General features: G+C 52.1%; 9 protein-coding genes. 6 read left to right on the top strand and 3 right to left on the bottom strand.

The genetic code is table 11. The features are described 5' to 3' along the window. Positions 1–101 precede the first annotated feature (101 nt). The 3 genes from panC to HMPREF2661_RS03045 all read left to right on the top strand — a co-directional run bounded on the left by panC (position 102) and on the right by HMPREF2661_RS03045 (position 4,516). Positions 102–938 carry a pantoate--beta-alanine ligase gene (gene panC / locus HMPREF2661_RS03055; protein WP_049322272.1) on the top strand — a complete coding sequence of 279 codons (837 nt, stop codon included), beginning with the start codon at positions 102–104 and terminating at the stop codon, positions 936–938. An 88-nt stretch (positions 939–1,026) separates the two neighbouring features. Beyond that, the gene (mutS, locus tag HMPREF2661_RS03050) at positions 1,027–3,627 is read left to right on the top strand and encodes a DNA mismatch repair protein MutS (protein WP_070822316.1); all 2,601 of its coding nucleotides are present in this window, start codon (positions 1,027–1,029) and stop codon (positions 3,625–3,627) included. A 37-nt stretch (positions 3,628–3,664) separates the two neighbouring features. Further along, positions 3,665–4,516 (top strand): DUF5672 family protein, encoded by an 852-nt coding sequence (locus HMPREF2661_RS03045; RefSeq protein WP_070822315.1) that lies wholly within the window; start codon positions 3,665–3,667, stop codon positions 4,514–4,516. A gap of 43 nt (positions 4,517–4,559) precedes the next feature. Here HMPREF2661_RS03045 and HMPREF2661_RS03040 read toward each other — a convergent pair whose 3' ends face one another. Next, entirely contained in the window at positions 4,560–5,396 is an 837-nt protein-coding gene (locus HMPREF2661_RS03040; protein WP_049322275.1) for a DUF4198 domain-containing protein, read from the bottom strand. Positions 5,397–5,648: 252 nt separating this feature from the next. Between HMPREF2661_RS03040 and HMPREF2661_RS03035 the strand changes: the two genes are divergently transcribed. The 3 genes from HMPREF2661_RS03035 (at position 5,649) to HMPREF2661_RS03025 (ending at position 8,675) form a co-directional block, all read left to right on the top strand. Continuing rightward, positions 5,649–6,692: a sulfate ABC transporter substrate-binding protein gene (locus tag HMPREF2661_RS03035; protein ID WP_193388965.1), complete on the top strand. Its 1,044-nt coding sequence runs from the start codon at positions 5,649–5,651 to the stop codon at positions 6,690–6,692. A gap of 77 nt (positions 6,693–6,769) precedes the next feature. Further along, the gene (gene dinB, locus HMPREF2661_RS03030) at positions 6,770–7,828 is read left to right on the top strand and encodes a DNA polymerase IV (RefSeq protein WP_070822314.1); all 1,059 of its coding nucleotides are present in this window, start codon (positions 6,770–6,772) and stop codon (positions 7,826–7,828) included. A 115-nt stretch (positions 7,829–7,943) separates the two neighbouring features. Then, entirely contained in the window at positions 7,944–8,675 is a 732-nt protein-coding gene (locus HMPREF2661_RS03025) for a phosphoadenylyl-sulfate reductase (protein ID WP_070822313.1), read from the top strand. 59 nt (positions 8,676–8,734) lie between these two features. On the opposite strand, the gene recB is transcribed toward HMPREF2661_RS03025, so the two are convergent. After that, a complete protein-coding gene (gene recB, locus HMPREF2661_RS03020) occupies positions 8,735–12,391 on the bottom strand; it encodes an exodeoxyribonuclease V subunit beta (RefSeq protein ID WP_070822312.1) in 3,657 nt (1,218 codons plus the stop codon). A gap of 146 nt (positions 12,392–12,537) precedes the next feature. Further along, positions 12,538–16,296 carry a hemagglutinin repeat-containing protein gene (locus HMPREF2661_RS03015; protein WP_070822311.1) on the bottom strand — a complete coding sequence of 1,253 codons (3,759 nt, stop codon included), beginning with the start codon at positions 16,294–16,296 and terminating at the stop codon, positions 12,538–12,540. Position 16,297: the final 1 nt, after the last annotated feature.

Below are 16,297 nucleotides of genomic sequence, written 5' to 3'. Positions count from 1 at the left end.
TGAAACAGATTTCAGACGGCCTTTTTAATGAATAAAAGCGTATAATCGGCGCGTGATTTCCGTTGATGAAACGGCGGAAAAGATAAAGGATTTTTCAAACCATGCAAATCATTCATACGATTAAAGAATTGCGCGAGTGGCGCAAAACTGCCGGAAAAGTGGCATTTGTGCCGACCATGGGCAATCTGCACGAAGGCCATCTTGCGCTGGTGCGCGAAGCGAAAAAACGTGCCGATAACGTTGTGGTCAGTATTTTTGTCAACCGCCTGCAATTCGGACAAGGCGAAGATTTCGACAAATATCCGCGCACTTTGCAGCAAGATGCCGACAAATTGGCAGGCGAGGGCGTTGCCGTCGTGTTTGCGCCTGATGAAAAAGAGCTGTATCCGAATGTGGAACAGCGTTTTAATGTTGAGCCTCCACACCTGCAAAACGAATTGTGCGGCAAATTCCGCCCGGGCCATTTCCGCGGTGTTGCGACCGTTGTAACCAAATTGTTCAACATCGTTCAACCCGATACCGCCTGTTTCGGCAAAAAAGACTATCAGCAGCTGGCGATTATCAAAGGCTTTGTCGAAGACTTGAATTTCAATATCGAAATCGTCCCGGTCGATACCGGCCGCGCTTCAGACGGCCTGGCACTTTCCAGCCGCAACCAATATTTGAGCGAAGCAGAGCGCGCAGAAGCGCCACGCCTCTATCAAGAGTTGCAAAACATTGCCGCCACCCTGAAAAACGGCAATCTGGATTACGCCCAGCTTGAGGCCGAATGTATCCGCCGTTTGACCGATGCCGGCTGGGTGGTTGATTACGTTGAAATCCGCCATGCACACAGCTTGGCAGTGGCTCATGTTGGCGATAAAGAATTGGTGGTGCTTGCCGCCGCCCGTTTGGGTACCACGCGCCTGATTGATAATTTGGAAGTGGCTTTGGCTTAAAACCAAGCTGCTATTAAAGGCCGTCTGAAACCTGTTTTTCAGACGGCCTTTTGTTACAATAACGCTTTTGCGTTTCTAAGGCTTTTCCATGTCCAAACCCACCGTTTCCCCGATGATGCAGCAGTATCTCGCCATCAAATCGCAACACGCCGACAAGCTGGTGTTTTACCGTATGGGCGACTTTTACGAGTTGTTTTTGGATGATGCGGTGGAAGCGGCGAAGCTGCTGGACATCACCCTGACCACACGCGGGCAGATGGACGGCGTGCCGATTAAGATGGCGGGCGTGCCGTTTCACGCGGCGGAGCAGTATTTGGCGCGGCTGGTGAAGATGGGCAAAAGCGTGGCGGTGTGCGAGCAGGTGGGCGAAGTCGGCGCGAGCAAAGGGCCGGTGGAGCGCAAAGTCGTGCGCATCGTGACGCCCGGTACGCTGACCGACGCGGCGTTTTTGGAAGACAAGGAAACCAATCGCATCGCGGCGGTGAACGCGGATAAAAAACACATCGCCATCGCGTGGGCATCTTTGCAAAGCGGCGAATTTAAAACCAAGCTGACGACGGCGGACAAACTCGCCGACGAGCTGGCGCGTTTGCAGGCGGCGGAAATCCTGTTGCCCGAAGGCAAAAGCCTGCCTGACGGTTTTCATGCAACTTCTGCCAACATCACGCGCCTGAACTCGTGGCAGTTTGCCGCCGATGCGGGCGCGAAATTGTTGACCGAATACTTCGGCTGCCAAGACCTGCACGGCTTCGGTTTGGACGGCAAGGAACACGAAGCTGCCGTCGGCGCGGCGGGCGCGCTGTTGAACTACATCCGCCTGACGCAAAACCTGATGCCGCAACACCTCGACGGCATTTCGCTCGAAACCGACAGCCAATATATCGGCATGGACGCCGCCACGCGCCGCAATCTCGAAATCACGCAAACCCTCTCCGGCAAAAAATCGCCGACCCTGTTTTCCATACTCGACGGCTGCGCCACCCACATGGGCAGCCGCCTCTTGGCACTCTGGCTGCACCACCCCTTACGCAGCCGCGCCCACATCCGCGCCCGCCAAGAAGCCGTTGCCGCGTTGGGTTCGCAATACGAAACCCTGCAAGGCCGTCTGAAAAACATCGCGGACATCGAACGCATCGCCGCCCGCATCGCCGTCGGCAACGCCCGCCCGCGCGACCTCGCTGCCCTGCGCGACAGCCTGTTTGCCCTGAATGAAATCGAACTGTCCGCCGAGGGCAGCAGTCTCTTAGAAACCCTCAAAGCCGTTTTCCCCGAAACCCTGTCCGTCGCAGAAACCCTCAAAGCCGCCGTGATGCCCGAACCCGCCGTCTGGCTCAAAGACGGCGGCGTCATCAACCAAGGCTATTGCACAGAACTCGACGAGTTGCGCCACATCCAAAACCACGGCGACGAATTCCTGCTCGAGCTTGAAGCGCGCGAACGCGAACGCACCGGCCTCTCCACCCTCAAAGTCGAGTTCAACCGCGTCCACGGTTTCTACATCGAGCTATCCAAAGTCCAGGCCGAACAAGCTCCCGCCGACTACCAACGCCGCCAGACCCTCAAAAACGCCGAACGCTTCATCACCCCCGAACTCAAAACCTTCGAAGACAAAGTCCTGACCGCGCAAGAGCAGGCATTGGCATTGGAAAAACGCCTGTTTGAAGCCCTGTTGAAAGAAGTTCAGACGGCCTTGCCACAGCTTCAAAAAGCCGCCAAAGCCGCCGCTGCGCTGGACGTACTCTCTACCTTCGCCGCCACCGCCGCCGAACGCGGCTTCGTCTGCCCCGAGTTCGCCGACTACCCCGTCATCCATATTGAAAATGGCCGTCATCCCGTCGTCGAGCAACAAGTGCGCCACTTCACCGCCAACCACACCCGCCTCGACCACAAACACCGCCTCATGCTCCTGACTGGCCCCAACATGGGCGGCAAATCCACCTACATGCGCCAAGTCGCCCACATCGTCCTTATGGCGCACACCGGCAGCTTCGTGCCCGCCGATGCCGCCCAAATCGGACCCATCGACCAAATCTTCACCCGCATCGGTGCATCAGATGATTTAGCTTCCAACCGCTCCACCTTCATGGTCGAAATGAGCGAAACCGCCTACATCCTCCACCACGCCACCGACCAATCCCTCGTCCTCATGGACGAAGTCGGTCGCGGCACTTCGACTTTTGACGGCCTCGCCCTCGCGCACGCCATCGCCGAACACCTGCTGCAAAAAAACAAATCCTTCAGCCTCTTCGCCACCCACTATTTCGAGCTGACCCGCCTGCCCGAAGCCCACGCAACGGCAGTCAATATGCACCTTTCCGCACTCGAACAAGGACAAGACATCGTTTTCCTCTACCACATCGAGCCAGGTCCTGCCAGCAAAAGCTACGGTATCGCCGTCGCCAAACTCGCAGGTCTGCCCAACCGCGCTTTGAAAGCGGCTCAAAAGCATTTAAACGATTTGGAAAACCAAGCCGCCGCCAATCGTCCGCAGTTGGACATTTTCAGCGCCATGCCGTCTGAAAATGGGGCAGATGAGGAAGGGAAAGAACAAGAAGTTGAGCCTGTTGATAATTTGCAGACCAATGAATTGGCTGAAGCTTTGGCGCAAATCCAGCCAGACAACCTCACGCCGCGCGAAGCCTTGGATGCCTTGTATCGCTTGAAAGAAATTTGCAACAAGGTGTCGTAAATAACTCAAAGGCCGTCTGAAACAGGAGAAACATATAATGAGTTTTGCTGACATTACCGTGGTTGGTATTACCGGCGCAGATTCTTATACCGAGGGCACGATGTATGCCATTATCCGCAGCTGCGCCGAATTGCCCGGCAGCCGTGGATTGTTGATCAGCCCGAGCTGTCCGCAAGGTTTGCCGGAAAATATCCGACATCAGCCTTGCCGGCCATTCGGTTATCTGGAATACAATCTGTTTGTTTTGTACCAACTGATGTATTACATCGAAACCGATTATTGTTTGATTGTTCAAAATGACGGCTGGGTGTTGAACGGTCAAAACTGGCAGGATGCCTATCGGGAATATGACTATATCGGCGCACCTTTGCCGATTTTGTTGGAAACCGAAGCAGACGGGCAGTTTTTCCTGAAGGGAACCGACCAATATTTGGCCAAACAACATCTGATTCAGACTTCTCCGAATTTGGACGAGCCGCAGAACGGCGGTTTCAGCCTGCGCAGCAGACGGCTTTTAGCCATGCCGCGACAACTGGGCTTAAATGTAGAAATCCGACCGCCTTTGCCGCCGAAAGACGAAAAAATTGCCGATATGGAATGGCTGATACGGCTGCACCACGAGGATATGTTTTTGACGGCGCAACACCGTTATAGATTGCAGGACTTGGGTCTGAAATTCGCGCCTCCGAATATTGCGACACAATTTTCTTCAGAAGTACCGTTTATCAATCGAATGAGGAATGTCCCTTTAGAACACGTCTTTGGGGCGCACTGGATGGGCAGTGTGGTCTTGACCGGCTGCAACCGTGTCCGTTTTGCCCAATTAAATGGTGATGAGTTGGAAACATTATCCCGTTTTTTTAGAAATTTGGGTTATGAATTAGAATAAAAAAAGGCCGTCTGAAAGTTCAGACGGCCTTTTTTAATGGTTGTTAATGTTGATGATGGTGGGCATGGCGTGCGGCTGCGCGTTTGGTACCGACAGGCACAATCAGCGTTGCGTAAGTATTGTCTTTCTGACATACGCTTTTATCGCCGTAATCGGTCTCGTTCACCACTTTGATTTTCCACAAACCGTCAATCAGCGTAATCACATTGACCACGCCGTTTTTATCGGTTTTGCCGGAGAAGCCTTGAGGCTCGCGGTGGTCATGGGTTGATTCCAAGTCCATTTCGGCCAAAGTGTCGGAGCTGGCGGTAACGGTGGCTTTAACCAAAGGTTCGCCTTTGTACAGGACTCTGACCGGCAAAATGCCGCCGGCTTTGACTGCGTTCGGATTTTTCAGCGGAACCAGTTCCAGCTCTTGGCCGATAGGGCGGGTCAATACCGCTTCATCGACTGCGCCGTTGCCCACGTGGACGAAACTCTTGCCGAACATTTGCGATTGTTCGCAATAGGTGGCACCGGCCAGCTGTTTCAAGGTTTGCTGTTTCCAGCCGTCTTGGTTTTTCGACCAGAAAGTCGGTTGGTAGGTCGCGCTGACCCAGTAGGAGCCTGCGGGCAGGGCGGCTTTGGAAACGTATTGATAGTTTTCGCCCTTATTCACCAAATCAACGGTTTTCTTTGAGCTGTCGGTCAATTGCAGCGGTTTGAAAATATGCACGCGGTCGTCGGCGATTTTTTCGACATTGGGGAAGTCGTGGCTGTAACCCAAATCCGCATGCAGGATTTTGCCGGCAGGCTGATGTGCCGGAGCGGCCACCCAAACATCGTGCGCCTGTGCCGCTGCGCCCAATCCCAGCAATCCTAAAAGCATCCACTGTTTCATCGTTTCTACACTCCATCTTTCTATTATTGAACAAAACGCCTAATGATTCGGCGAATACGAACGGTACTCTTTTTTATTTACTTTGTAAATAATATGGTTTAGATTTTATAGTTATAAATAATTATTTTTTGATTTCAGACGGCCTTGGTTTATATAACCAAAACTGATAAACCCAAAAGCAAACATTATTTCCCGTTTGCCTCCGAACCCGATAAAGTATCGCCATACTTTTAATAGGAGCCGACCATGAATATCCGTACCCTTTCTTTTGCCGCATTGACCGCCGCGCTGGCGTTGAGTGCCTGCTCTCCCAAAAACGAACAGTCTGCCGACAATGCCGCTTCCGCAGGCAAGGGCGGTAATGTGAAGCTGTTGAACGTCTCTTATGATGTCGCACGAGATTTTTATAAAGAATACAATCCTTTGTTTGTCAAAGAATATGCTGCTAAAAACGGCGGCGCAACGGTTGAAATCCAACAGTCGCACGGCGGCTCCAGCAAGCAGGCTTTGGCCGTGGCCAACGGTTTGGCCGCCGATGTGGTGACCATGAACCAGACTTCCGATATCGAGCTTTTGGTGAAAAAAGGCCTGATTAAAGACGATTGGAACACGCGCCTGCCGGACAATGCCGTGCCTTATACCAGCAACGTCGTTTTCTTGGTGCGTAAAGGCAATCCGAAACACATCCAAGACTGGGGCGATTTGGCCAAAGACGGCGTGCAAATCGTTTTGGCCAACCCGAAAACCACCGGCAACGGCCGCTATGCCTTTTTGGGCGCGTACGGTTATGGCTTGAAAGTCAACAACGGCGATGAAGGCAAAACCCAAGATTTTGTGGCCGCATTGCTGAAAAATACGCCTGTGTTTGAAAACGGCGGCCGCGCGGCAACGACGACATTCAGCCAACGCAATATCGGCGATGTCTTGGTTACCTTTGAAAACGAGGCCAACTACGTCAGCAAAAAACTGACTCAAGACCAATTTGAAATCGTCTATCCGAGCTACACCATTATTTCAGAAGCGCCGGTTGCCGTTGTGGACAGCGTGGTCGATAAAAAAGGCACGCGCGCCGCTGCCGAAGCTTACTTGAAAAACCTCTGGAGCGAACCGGCTCAAGAATTGGCCGCCAATCTTTATCTGCGTCCGCGCAATGCCGAAGTGTTGGCCAAACACAAAGCCGACTTCCCCGATATTGAAACCTTCAATCCGAATGAGAAGTTCGGCGCTTGGTCGGACATCATGAAAAAATTCTTTGCCGACGGCGGATTGTTTGATCAGCTTTCTGGTAAAAAATAAGGTGTGAACATGGAGGCCGTCTGAAATTTCAGACGGCCTTTTGTTACAATAAGCCTTTTCCTTATCTACCTTTTCCCATGTCCCAACGCAAAATCATCCATATCGATATGGACGCATTCTACGCTTCGGTAGAACTGCGCGAGCAGCCGCATTTGAAAGGGCTGCCCGTCGTTGTGGCATGGGACGGCACTCGCTCGGTTATTTGTGCCGCGTCTTATGAAGCGCGCAAATTCGGTTTGCACTCGGCCATGTCGGTGGCGACGGCAAAAAGGCTGTGTCCGCAGGCGGTGTTTGTGCCGCCGCATTTCGATTTGTACCGCCAAGTGTCGGCGCAGATTCATGCCGTGTTTCGGCGTTATACCGATTTGATCGAGCCTTTGTCTTTGGACGAAGCCTATTTGGATGTTACTCAAAATTTTAAAAATATCCCGTACGCCAGCGAGGTAGCCAAACGCATTCGTGCCGAAATTTTTGAAGAAACCGGTTTAACTGCTTCCGCAGGCATCGCGCCCAATAAGTTTTTGGCAAAAATCGCGTCTGACTGGCGCAAGCCGAACGGGCAGTTTGTGCTGCCGCCACCCAAAATCATGGCGTTTTTGGAGAGCTTGCCGCTGGGTAAGATTCCCGGTGTCGGCAAAGTCACACTGAAAAAAATGAACGCCCTCGGTATGCAGACTGCCGGCGATTTGCGCCGTTTTGAGCGCGGCGAACTTTTAAACCATTTCGGCCGCTACGGCTACCGCCTTTATGATTTGGCACGCGGTATCGACGAGCGGCCGGTCAAAGCCGAACGCGAACGCCTGCAAATCTCAACCGAAATCACTTTGCCCGAAGATTTGTCTTTAGAGCAGGCTTCAAGCCATTTGCCGCACCTTGCCGAAGACCTTTGGCGGCAGATTGAGCGCAAAAACGTCGAAGCCAAAGGCGTTACCCTCAAACTCAAAACCCACGATTTCCGCATTATTACGCGTTCGCTGACGTATTCTTCCGTCCTGCCCGACAGTGCCTCGCTGCTTCAGGCGGCGCATACTTTGCTGCAACGCATACCGCCGCAACGCGAAGATGCCTTCCGCCTGATCGGCATCGGCGTGAGTCATTTGCTGCCGAAAAACCAGCAGCAGACGCTTTGGTTATAAAGAAATAGAAAAGCATTCTTTCCGTTTGAAGATAGGGCGCAGGACAATATCGTTCCATAACCATATCGGCAGCCGTGTAAACAGGCCGTCTGAAAATTATTAGGAACAACCAGCCATGTCTTTATTCCGTCCTCAATTTTGGAAAATCCCCGAAACCAATGATGCCGAACGCCGCCGCCTGCCTGAGTTGGCGGCCGCTTTGGAGCACCGTTTGCAAGACATTGCCGCACGCTATCCGCAAGCCGTGTTCGCATCCAGCCTTGCGGTTGAAGATATGGTCATTACCGATGCCGTGTGCCGTCTGAAACTGCCCATCCGCATCATCACGCTCAATACGGGCAAACTCAATCCCGAAACCGCCGCGCTGATTGCCGAAACCAATGCGCGCTATCAAACCGAATTGGAAGTGTTTTATCCCAACCAGCAAACCGCCGATGAATTTGAAGCGGAATTCGGCACGACCGCCATGTACGACAGCGTCGAGTTGCGCCGTCGTTGCTGCCATATCCGCAAAATCGAACCGCTCAACCGCGCTTTACACAACGCGCCTGCCTGGCTGACCGGACAACGCCGCAGCCAGTCCGAAACGCGCAGCGAATTGAATTTTGAAGAGCGGGATACGGGCCGCAACATCGCCAAATTCAATCCTATTTTCGATTGGGAAGAGCAGGACGTTTGGGCATATGCGCACGAGCACCAAGTTCCACTTAATGCGCTGTATCATCAAGGCTATCCCAGCATCGGGTGCGAACCCTGCACGCGTCCGGTCAAACTGGGTGAAAATATCCGCGCCGGACGATGGTGGTGGGAAAGCAAAGACAGTAAAGAATGCGGTTTGCACAAATAATCAAAGGCCGTCTGAAAACGTTTCAGACGGCCTTTTTGACGGCTTAACAAAATGATTTATCAAGAATTTGTTTTTCGCTCAACAAAAGTGGAAAGCAGGGCGGTATCGATGTCCCATTTCCAGATGCCTTGATCCGAGCCGTCCATGCCGCGCAGGAAGAGGTAGCGGATGGCGATTTTGGGCAAGGGCTTGCCGCGCAGGGCATAGTAGCGCGCGATGGCAACAGCGTAGATCAGGGCTTGCAGGTAGTAGTGATGATGCGCCACGGCTTCGTTCATCGCCTGTTGCGTGTAGGCGCTTGCATCGTTGCCTAAATGGTTGGATTTGTAGTCGATTAAAACGACATGGCCGTCTGAATCTTGGCAAACCATATCGATAAAGCCGTTCAAATAGCCTTGTAAATCATGGAAATCAAGCAGTTGCGCGGCTTGGACGCATTCGGGCGGCAGGTTTGCTTCGCTTGAGGCAAACCAACGGCGCAAGTCGTCCAGTTTGAAATCGTCCATGTACAGGGTGAATCCCATTTCGGGCAGGCGTCGGGTCGGCGGAATCTGCGACAGACTCTCTCCGATTAAAGGCGTAAGGCGGCAGATATCGAGCATGGCGCTTACCGTTGGCAGCCATTTGTCTTCAAAGCTGTGGCGTTGCAAAACTTCGGCAATCATTTCGGATTGGCTCTCGGCAGAGGCGGCGAAGTCGAGTTTTTCCAGCATTTCATGCAAACATACGCCGGCATTGGTGCCGCGGGGGAAATGATGGATATCGAGGCCGTCTGAAAGCGGGGACGGCAGGTTTTCAGACGGCATGGCACGGTCTGCGCTTTCTGCCGGGTCGATGGCAGGTTGCAAAGGCTCGTGTTGCTCGTCGCTTGACTTGGTGTGCCGGCTCAAACCGGTAAAGCTGGTGTGGCGGATAAAGTCAAAATCGCGGCGTTTAATGCTCTGTGCGCTCAAAGCTTGATCTTGTTGGCGGCTGTATTGGTAGACGGTTTCCGGTGGGGCTTCTTCCGTGAAGGCAAACTCCGTATTTTCAGGCGTGTTTGTGATAAAGCGTTGCCAGTTGGTTTTGAGCATTTCCACAACGTCTGTCGCGCTTTTATAGCTTTGGCTGACGCTTTCGCGGCCGGTATCCGGCAAACCTTCGAGCAGATAGGCAAAAGGATTGTTTGGCGTACAGTTTTTGTTGGCGGCAGCGTAGATGTTGAGCTGTTCTTCGGCGCGGGTAAGTGCGACATAGAGCAGACGCAAATCTTCTGCCGTCTTTTCGTCGGCCAGATGGCTTAGTTCTGCTTCCGAGGTTTGCGATTTCGCCAGCAGCTCGGTTTCGTGGTTTTCGGTATGTAGGATTTTCCAGTTTTCTTTGGAATTGTCTTTGGTATCCCATGCGAAGGGGCAGTAAACCAAAGGATATTGCAAACCTTTCGACGCGTGCATGGTAACGATTTTGACCAGTTTTTCGTCGCTTTCAAGACGGATGGTTTGCGCATCTGACGGGAAATGGCCGCTGCGCGCGCGGCTGATTTGTTCGTTTAACCATTTATGTAGGGCGGCAGGGTTGCGGCTTTGGCTGTCTTCTTCGGCCAAAAGTTCCAAAATCTGGTAGTAATTGGTCAGACTACGTTCGTTGCCGCCTTTGAGTAGGCGCGTTTCGATGTCATGTCGGGCGGCAAACTGCTGCACGGCGGCAAAAATGCCGCCTTTCCGCCATTTTTCCATGGCCTCGGCAGACGACTCCAGCCATTTCAGCAGCTGGTGTTCGTTGTGGTTGAGTTCGTAAATCTCTTTGGCGGTATAGCCGAACAAAACGCCGGTCAAGACAAAGCGCAGCCAGTCGGTTTGCCTTGGGTTGAGCCAAAAGCCGATCAGCGCGGACAGCGAGTCTGCCTCGGCAGAATCGAAAACGGACTGGCGCGACAGCAACACGCTTTGGATACGGCGCTGTTTCAGTTTACCGGCAATCATCGCCGCTTCGTTGTTGGTACGCACTAAGACGGCAATATCGCCGGATTCCAATGCGCGACCTTTGAAATTCAGACGGCCTTCGGCTGCTTCATTGAGCGCAAAGGCGATTTCATCGGCGCAATATTCGGCGGCTCGGCCGCGCAAAATCTCTTTGCCGGTTTGATCGTCCGTATTGAGCCAGCGCACTTGGATAGCAGGGCGGTGTGGCGACAGCCGGCTTTCGGCACGGCTGGCGGAGACCTCGCTGTAATCGATGTTTTCCAACACGAAGGGGTGTTTTTTTTGTTTGAACAAGGCGCTGATGCCGTTGATCAGCTTGGCATGGCTGCGGTAGTTGACGGCGAGGGTGTAATGCCTGTCCGCATCTTGAGCGGCTTGCAGATAGGCGTAAATGTCCGCTCCGCGAAAGCTGTAAATCGCTTGTTTGGGGTCGCCGACGAGAAACAGCGGGCAGCCTTGTTCGATAAAAATTTGGCGGAAAATTTCGTACTGCAACGGGTCGGTATCTTGGAATTCGTCAATCAGCGCGATTTCCCAGTTTGCCGCCGCCGCTTTTGCCAATGCGTTGCCGTGTTCATTGGTGGTCAATGCCTGATGGACATCCAGCAGCAAATCATCAAACACACGCTCGCGGCGTGATTTTTTTTGTTCGGCAATGGATTGGTTGATGTAGGAAAGGAGGTCGAGTTGCAGGCAGATGAAGACTGCTTCTTCCGCGCTTTTCATTGCCTGCAAATTACGGCCAAGATTAGCCAAGGCTTGCAGCTGAATAATTTCCGGCGCATCGGCATCGGCTTTATATTCTTTTTTCAGTTTGATGTTGAGCGTGTCGATACTGAAGAGGCTTAATTTTTCCAGCGTTTGTTTGCTCAGGCGGGGCAGACGGTTGGATTCGGCGTTTGTTTTTAGATCAGTAAAAACATTTTCAAAGGTTTTTCTTCTGTAGGTTTGGCCGTTCAGTTTGGGAAAAATTGCCCAAAACGCTTTTTCCAAGTCTTCCAAGTGGACGCAAATTTTTTGCCATGTTTCTTGAAGCTTGGCTTGAGCTTCTTGCAAATCGCCTTCAGGCCGTCTGAATTTCAGATAGGGGCGGCCGGTATAGCTTTTGATTTCGGCAAGCATTTCTTCGGGTGTGCATTTTCGGTCAAAAACCAATTGTGCCAATGTGGCATCGGTTGCCACTTTCTGCCGCCAAAAGTCCTGCGCTGGAATCAGCAGCCTCTCGCGCGAGTCGTCCGACAGCTCGACATCCAAAGGCGCGCCGCACAAAAACGCGTAATCGCGCAAGACGCGCTGACAGAAGCCGTGGATGGTGTAAATCGAGGCGTTGTCAAACTGGCTCAGCGCGGCTTTGAGGCGGAGAATCAGGCGATGGCAGCTTTCCTGTCCGTCTTGCTCGCCTAAAGCCAAAGGAATCAAACGATTGAGAAAGTCATCGGGGGATTTTTTCTCTTTTTCGTAATACTTGTTCAGGCCGTCTGAAATATGTTCCGGCTTGCCGCCCAAGGTTTGGATTTCGTTTAAAACCTGCAACACTTCGTCCAAACGCGCGCGCAAACGGGTTTTCAGTTCTGCTGTCGCCGCTTTGGTAAAGGTAACGACCAGAATTTTCTCGATGTCTTTTTTTTCTAAAACAATCAGTCGGGTAAAGAGCGCGGCAATGCCGTAGGTTTTACCCGTACCGGCGGAGGCTTCGATGAGGTTGGTGTCGTCTATGGAAAGGGTGAGCGCGTCAAAAGGAAGGGCGGAAGACATGGTTGGAACGGGAATAATATTAGCGAGGCATTATCATAACAGAGATAGTGTGTGGTTTTGCATTGATGATAAAAATGCCGTCTGAAAACTTCTTGTTTTCAGACGGCATGTCTTAATGGCTATTCAAATGACTTCAATAGCGCATCTTAGTAACGCAAACGGCGTTTAGCGTAGCTTGGTTGGCGAGGACGATAGGTATAACGGTTCGCCGCAGAAGCTTTAGTGTTGTCATAGTAGTGCACAACATTATTACCGTTGATGGCCGTATTGTTGACGCTCAAACCGGTTGGAGAGCCGGTAGTAATAACGACATTGTCGCTTTGGATGACGTTTGCCGTATTGGTTACGTTGGCGTCGTTTTTACCTTTGGCGTTGATGCCGCCGTTTGGTTTGCCTGAAGCGTAGCTGCCGTTGACATTGACGGTCAGATTTTTTTCGTTAACGCTGCTGATCGCGCCGGAAGTATTGACTTTGTTACCTTCTACTTCAATGGAGTTGTTGGATACCAAGTTGGTACCGTGCAGGTTGACGTCGCCGTTGTTGGCATTGATTTTAATATCGTTGCCGGCCGCTACATTCGCGCCTGTGGCGGTAGAAGAAGCGTTATCGGTTTTGTTGACGCCGACAGAGCCGTTAACGTGAGGAACGGCAACACCGGTTTCAACATTGATTGTCGCACCAGCGCCGATACCGACATTAACGGCTGTACCTTGGTTGGAGGCAGTATTGGCTGACTCGGTGAAGGTTACGCCGTTGCCTGCGGTAATGTTGACGTTGTTGTTGGCGGTAATATTGGATGCGATTTCAGCAGAGTCTTTGGCGTTGATGACAACATTGGTCGCATTCATATCGCCTTTGACGGCGGTAGATTCTTTTTTGTTTTCATCAGCGTAGTTGACGTTCAGGTTGGCATTCACATCAACATTTGAACCGTCTTTGGTGTACGCGCCGACAGTCAAAGATGCGCCGCCTTGTTTGCTGCTGCTGTTGCTGGTGTTGTGAGCGGCAGTGTTGTGGTATGAACCTGCGTCAATGTTGATCGCATCGGTTACATCGTATTTTGTACCTTCATCAGACACTTTGTCATTTGCCAAAACGATGGCATTGCCTGCGTTGATGGTGGTGACAGTTGCAGTGGATTCATTGTGGGTCGAAGAGTTGCCTTGACCTTGCGCAGTGATTTCACCGCCGATGCCTTTGTTGGTGCTGATGCCGGCAGAAACGACCAAACCGCCGCCGTTTTGTTTCACATCGGATTTCGCGCCGCTGTGTGCCGCTGCATGGGTAACGTTTTTGGCAGACTCAATCACATTGCCGGTCGCATTAATCACGGTACCTTCTTGATTAATATTGCCGTTGGCAGTGATGGTGGTGTTGCCGCCGGTGTTGATGTTGGATACATGAGATGTGTCCGTTACGGTCGTTGCATCCGTTTTGGTGCTGGTAATACCGACAGATACGCCGACGCCTGCGGCGTTATTTTTTCCGTATGCAGTGGCAGATACGCCCAAATCGGTTACGCGGCCGGACTCGGTTACTGTGCTGCTGCCTTTGGAGGCAACAACATTGACGTCATTGGCTGCGGAAATGTTGACGGATTCTTCGCCGTTGACTTGGCTGCCGCTGACGGTAACGTTTGAGTTGGAAGACAACTGGGTGTTTTTACCGGTCAAAATGCTGCCGCTCAGGCCGACAGAATGAGTGTCGGTGTGGGTATCGGTGAATTTGATACCGGCTTTGGCAGTCACGCTGCCGTTTTCTTTATTGGTTTCAGTACCGGAGTAGCCTTTGATGGAATACTCGTTGACCTGTTTGTTTTCTACCGCTTTGGCAGCATCGATGGTCAAATCGCCTGCGGAAGCCAGTTGCAGTTTTTGTGCCGCAAACAATGCAGAGCCGATCACATTGATGTCTTTGTTGGAAACAACGGTCAGGTCGGCATTGGAAACCAGGGTGGAACCGGTTACTTTTTCAATGCTGCTGTTGCTGCTGGTTTTAGAGGTCGTGATATTGAAAATCGTACCTTTACGCGCGCTTTGTGCGGAAGTGTCGGTGCTGGTGGCGTTTTTAATATCGACATTGCCTGCTTTGGAGCTGACGAATGTACCGGCTTGGCCTTCAACGGTACTGCCGTAAACGTTGACGCCGTTTTTTGCACCCAAAACTACGTTTGAGTTGGCAGTAATGCTGCTGCCGTGCAGGTTTTCGGTACGGTTGTTTTGAACTTGGCTTTCACCGCCGAACAGGCCGCCCCAGTATTTTTTCTGGTCATCGAGGCTGCTGGTGTTGATGGTGGTTTGCGTACCCAAGTTGATGTTGTTGACATCGGTAACGACATTGCCGTTTGCCGCGATGCTTGCGCCGTAAGTGCTCAAATCGCCTTCGGAAATCAAACCGATATCACCGGCTGCGGAGATTTTGGTTTCATGGGCGGTAGAGTTTTTGGAAGATTTTGTAGCGATACCGGTTTTCAGCGCGGCAGTTTCGTTTTTGAAGCTGACATAAGTCGAGCTGCTGTCGGTTTCGCTGTTGCTGCTCAATACGATGCCTTGTTGGGCGGCAATGCGTGCATCGGCAGCCGAGTTCAGTTCGGTTGCGTCCAATTGGACTTTGCCGGTGGTCGCAATATTGACAGATCCGGCATTGATTGTGGTTTGATGCAGGCTTTCGTCAGTAGAGGCGCTCAGGTTGTTGTTGTACCAAAGGCCTTTGCTTTGAGTGTGGTCGGATTCTGTACGGTTGGTGGTTTTTACCGCGTTAGAATTGATGTTGCCTGTGGCAGAGGCGGTCAGCGCGCCGGCATTGATGTTGGCCGCGCTTAAGTTGAGGCTGCCGCTGTTGTTCAGAGTCAATGACTCGGATGCATTGATATTGCTGGCGGTAAAGGTTTCCGTTTTGTTGCGGTCTGAACGGAAGTGCTGAACATTTTGCGCTTCTTTGCCGCTGGAAGATTTGTTGGCGGAATGGCTGGTAACCGTGCCTTTGATGTCGGTATCGCGGGCAAACAATTCCATTTGCGCGCCGGTCAGGTTGGCGGACTGGATGCTCAGGTTGCCTTTGCTGTCGATATTCAGGTAGCGGGTACCGGTAATGGCGGCGTTTTGAATGTTTTGTTTGGCGCGTTTGTCAGTCGCGTGGATGCGGATGGTACCGGCGCGCATGCTGCCGAAGATATGGCCGTCAAGAACCGGCGCATTTGAAGCTGCGTCCAAGGCTTCGATTTGTGCGGTTTTGTAGTCGAAGTTGCTTTTGCCTGAAGAAACGTTGATGGCGTCAGCGGCATTGACGTTGGCTGATTTGCCGACCACAACTTGTGGCGCGAGCAGGTCAACCACGCGGTTGCCGCTCAAATTGCCGTTTACTTGCAGTTGTTTGCCATTGTCGCTGATATGGAAAGATTTCAACGCGCCGTCTGAAACGGTTGGCGTACCGACAACCAAGGATGCGCGGTTGGCATTCAGGATGCTGCCGCCGTTGTGGGTAATGCCGTTAGGGTTTGCCAAAACATAGTCTGCGGCAATACCGAAGATCTCTTGTTGACCTAAAATCAGGGAAGGGTTTTTGCTGACTACTTCGTTCAAGATCACAGATGCGGCCTGACCTTGGAAGTTTTTGTTGGCAGACAGGTTTCCGGCCAGTTGGGATTTACCGGCGGACAGGGCGTTATTCAAAACGGCGCCGTGTTGGGAAACGTTGTACTTGTTGTATTGGTTGTGAGAAAGACCTTGGGCCGTCGGTGCGGCAATGTTGACGATGTCGACATTGTTCTGCTGCTGTACCGAAGTTTGGCCGATGGCTTCGATATTGGCGGCTACCGCTGCATTTCCCAGGAATGCAAAGCACACGGCGACAGTCACTTTGCCGGAAGCTGAGAGCTTAGGCTGATATAAAGTGTCGATTTTCATG

This window comes from Neisseria sp. HMSC061B04 (assembly GCF_001836705.1).
Taxonomy (GTDB): domain Bacteria; phylum Pseudomonadota; class Gammaproteobacteria; order Burkholderiales; family Neisseriaceae; genus Neisseria.
The sequence above is the reverse complement of the archived record's forward strand: the minus strand, read 5'-3'. Positions and strand labels throughout refer to the sequence as shown.

Coding starts and splice junctions, on each gene's coding strand:
- recB (WP_070822312.1), bottom strand. CDS start 12,391: ATGTCTTCCGCCCTTCCTTTTGACGCGCTCACCCTTTCCATAGACGAC.
- dinB (WP_070822314.1), top strand. CDS start 6,770: ATGTCCCAACGCAAAATCATCCATATCGATATGGACGCATTCTACGCT.
- mutS (WP_070822316.1), top strand. CDS start 1,027: ATGTCCAAACCCACCGTTTCCCCGATGATGCAGCAGTATCTCGCCATC.
- HMPREF2661_RS03025 (WP_070822313.1), top strand. CDS start 7,944: ATGTCTTTATTCCGTCCTCAATTTTGGAAAATCCCCGAAACCAATGAT.
- panC (WP_049322272.1), top strand. CDS start 102: ATGCAAATCATTCATACGATTAAAGAATTGCGCGAGTGGCGCAAAACT.
- HMPREF2661_RS03040 (WP_049322275.1), bottom strand. CDS start 5,396: ATGAAACAGTGGATGCTTTTAGGATTGCTGGGATTGGGCGCAGCGGCA.
- HMPREF2661_RS03015 (WP_070822311.1), bottom strand. CDS start 16,296: ATGAAAATCGACACTTTATATCAGCCTAAGCTCTCAGCTTCCGGCAAA.
- HMPREF2661_RS03045 (WP_070822315.1), top strand. CDS start 3,665: ATGAGTTTTGCTGACATTACCGTGGTTGGTATTACCGGCGCAGATTCT.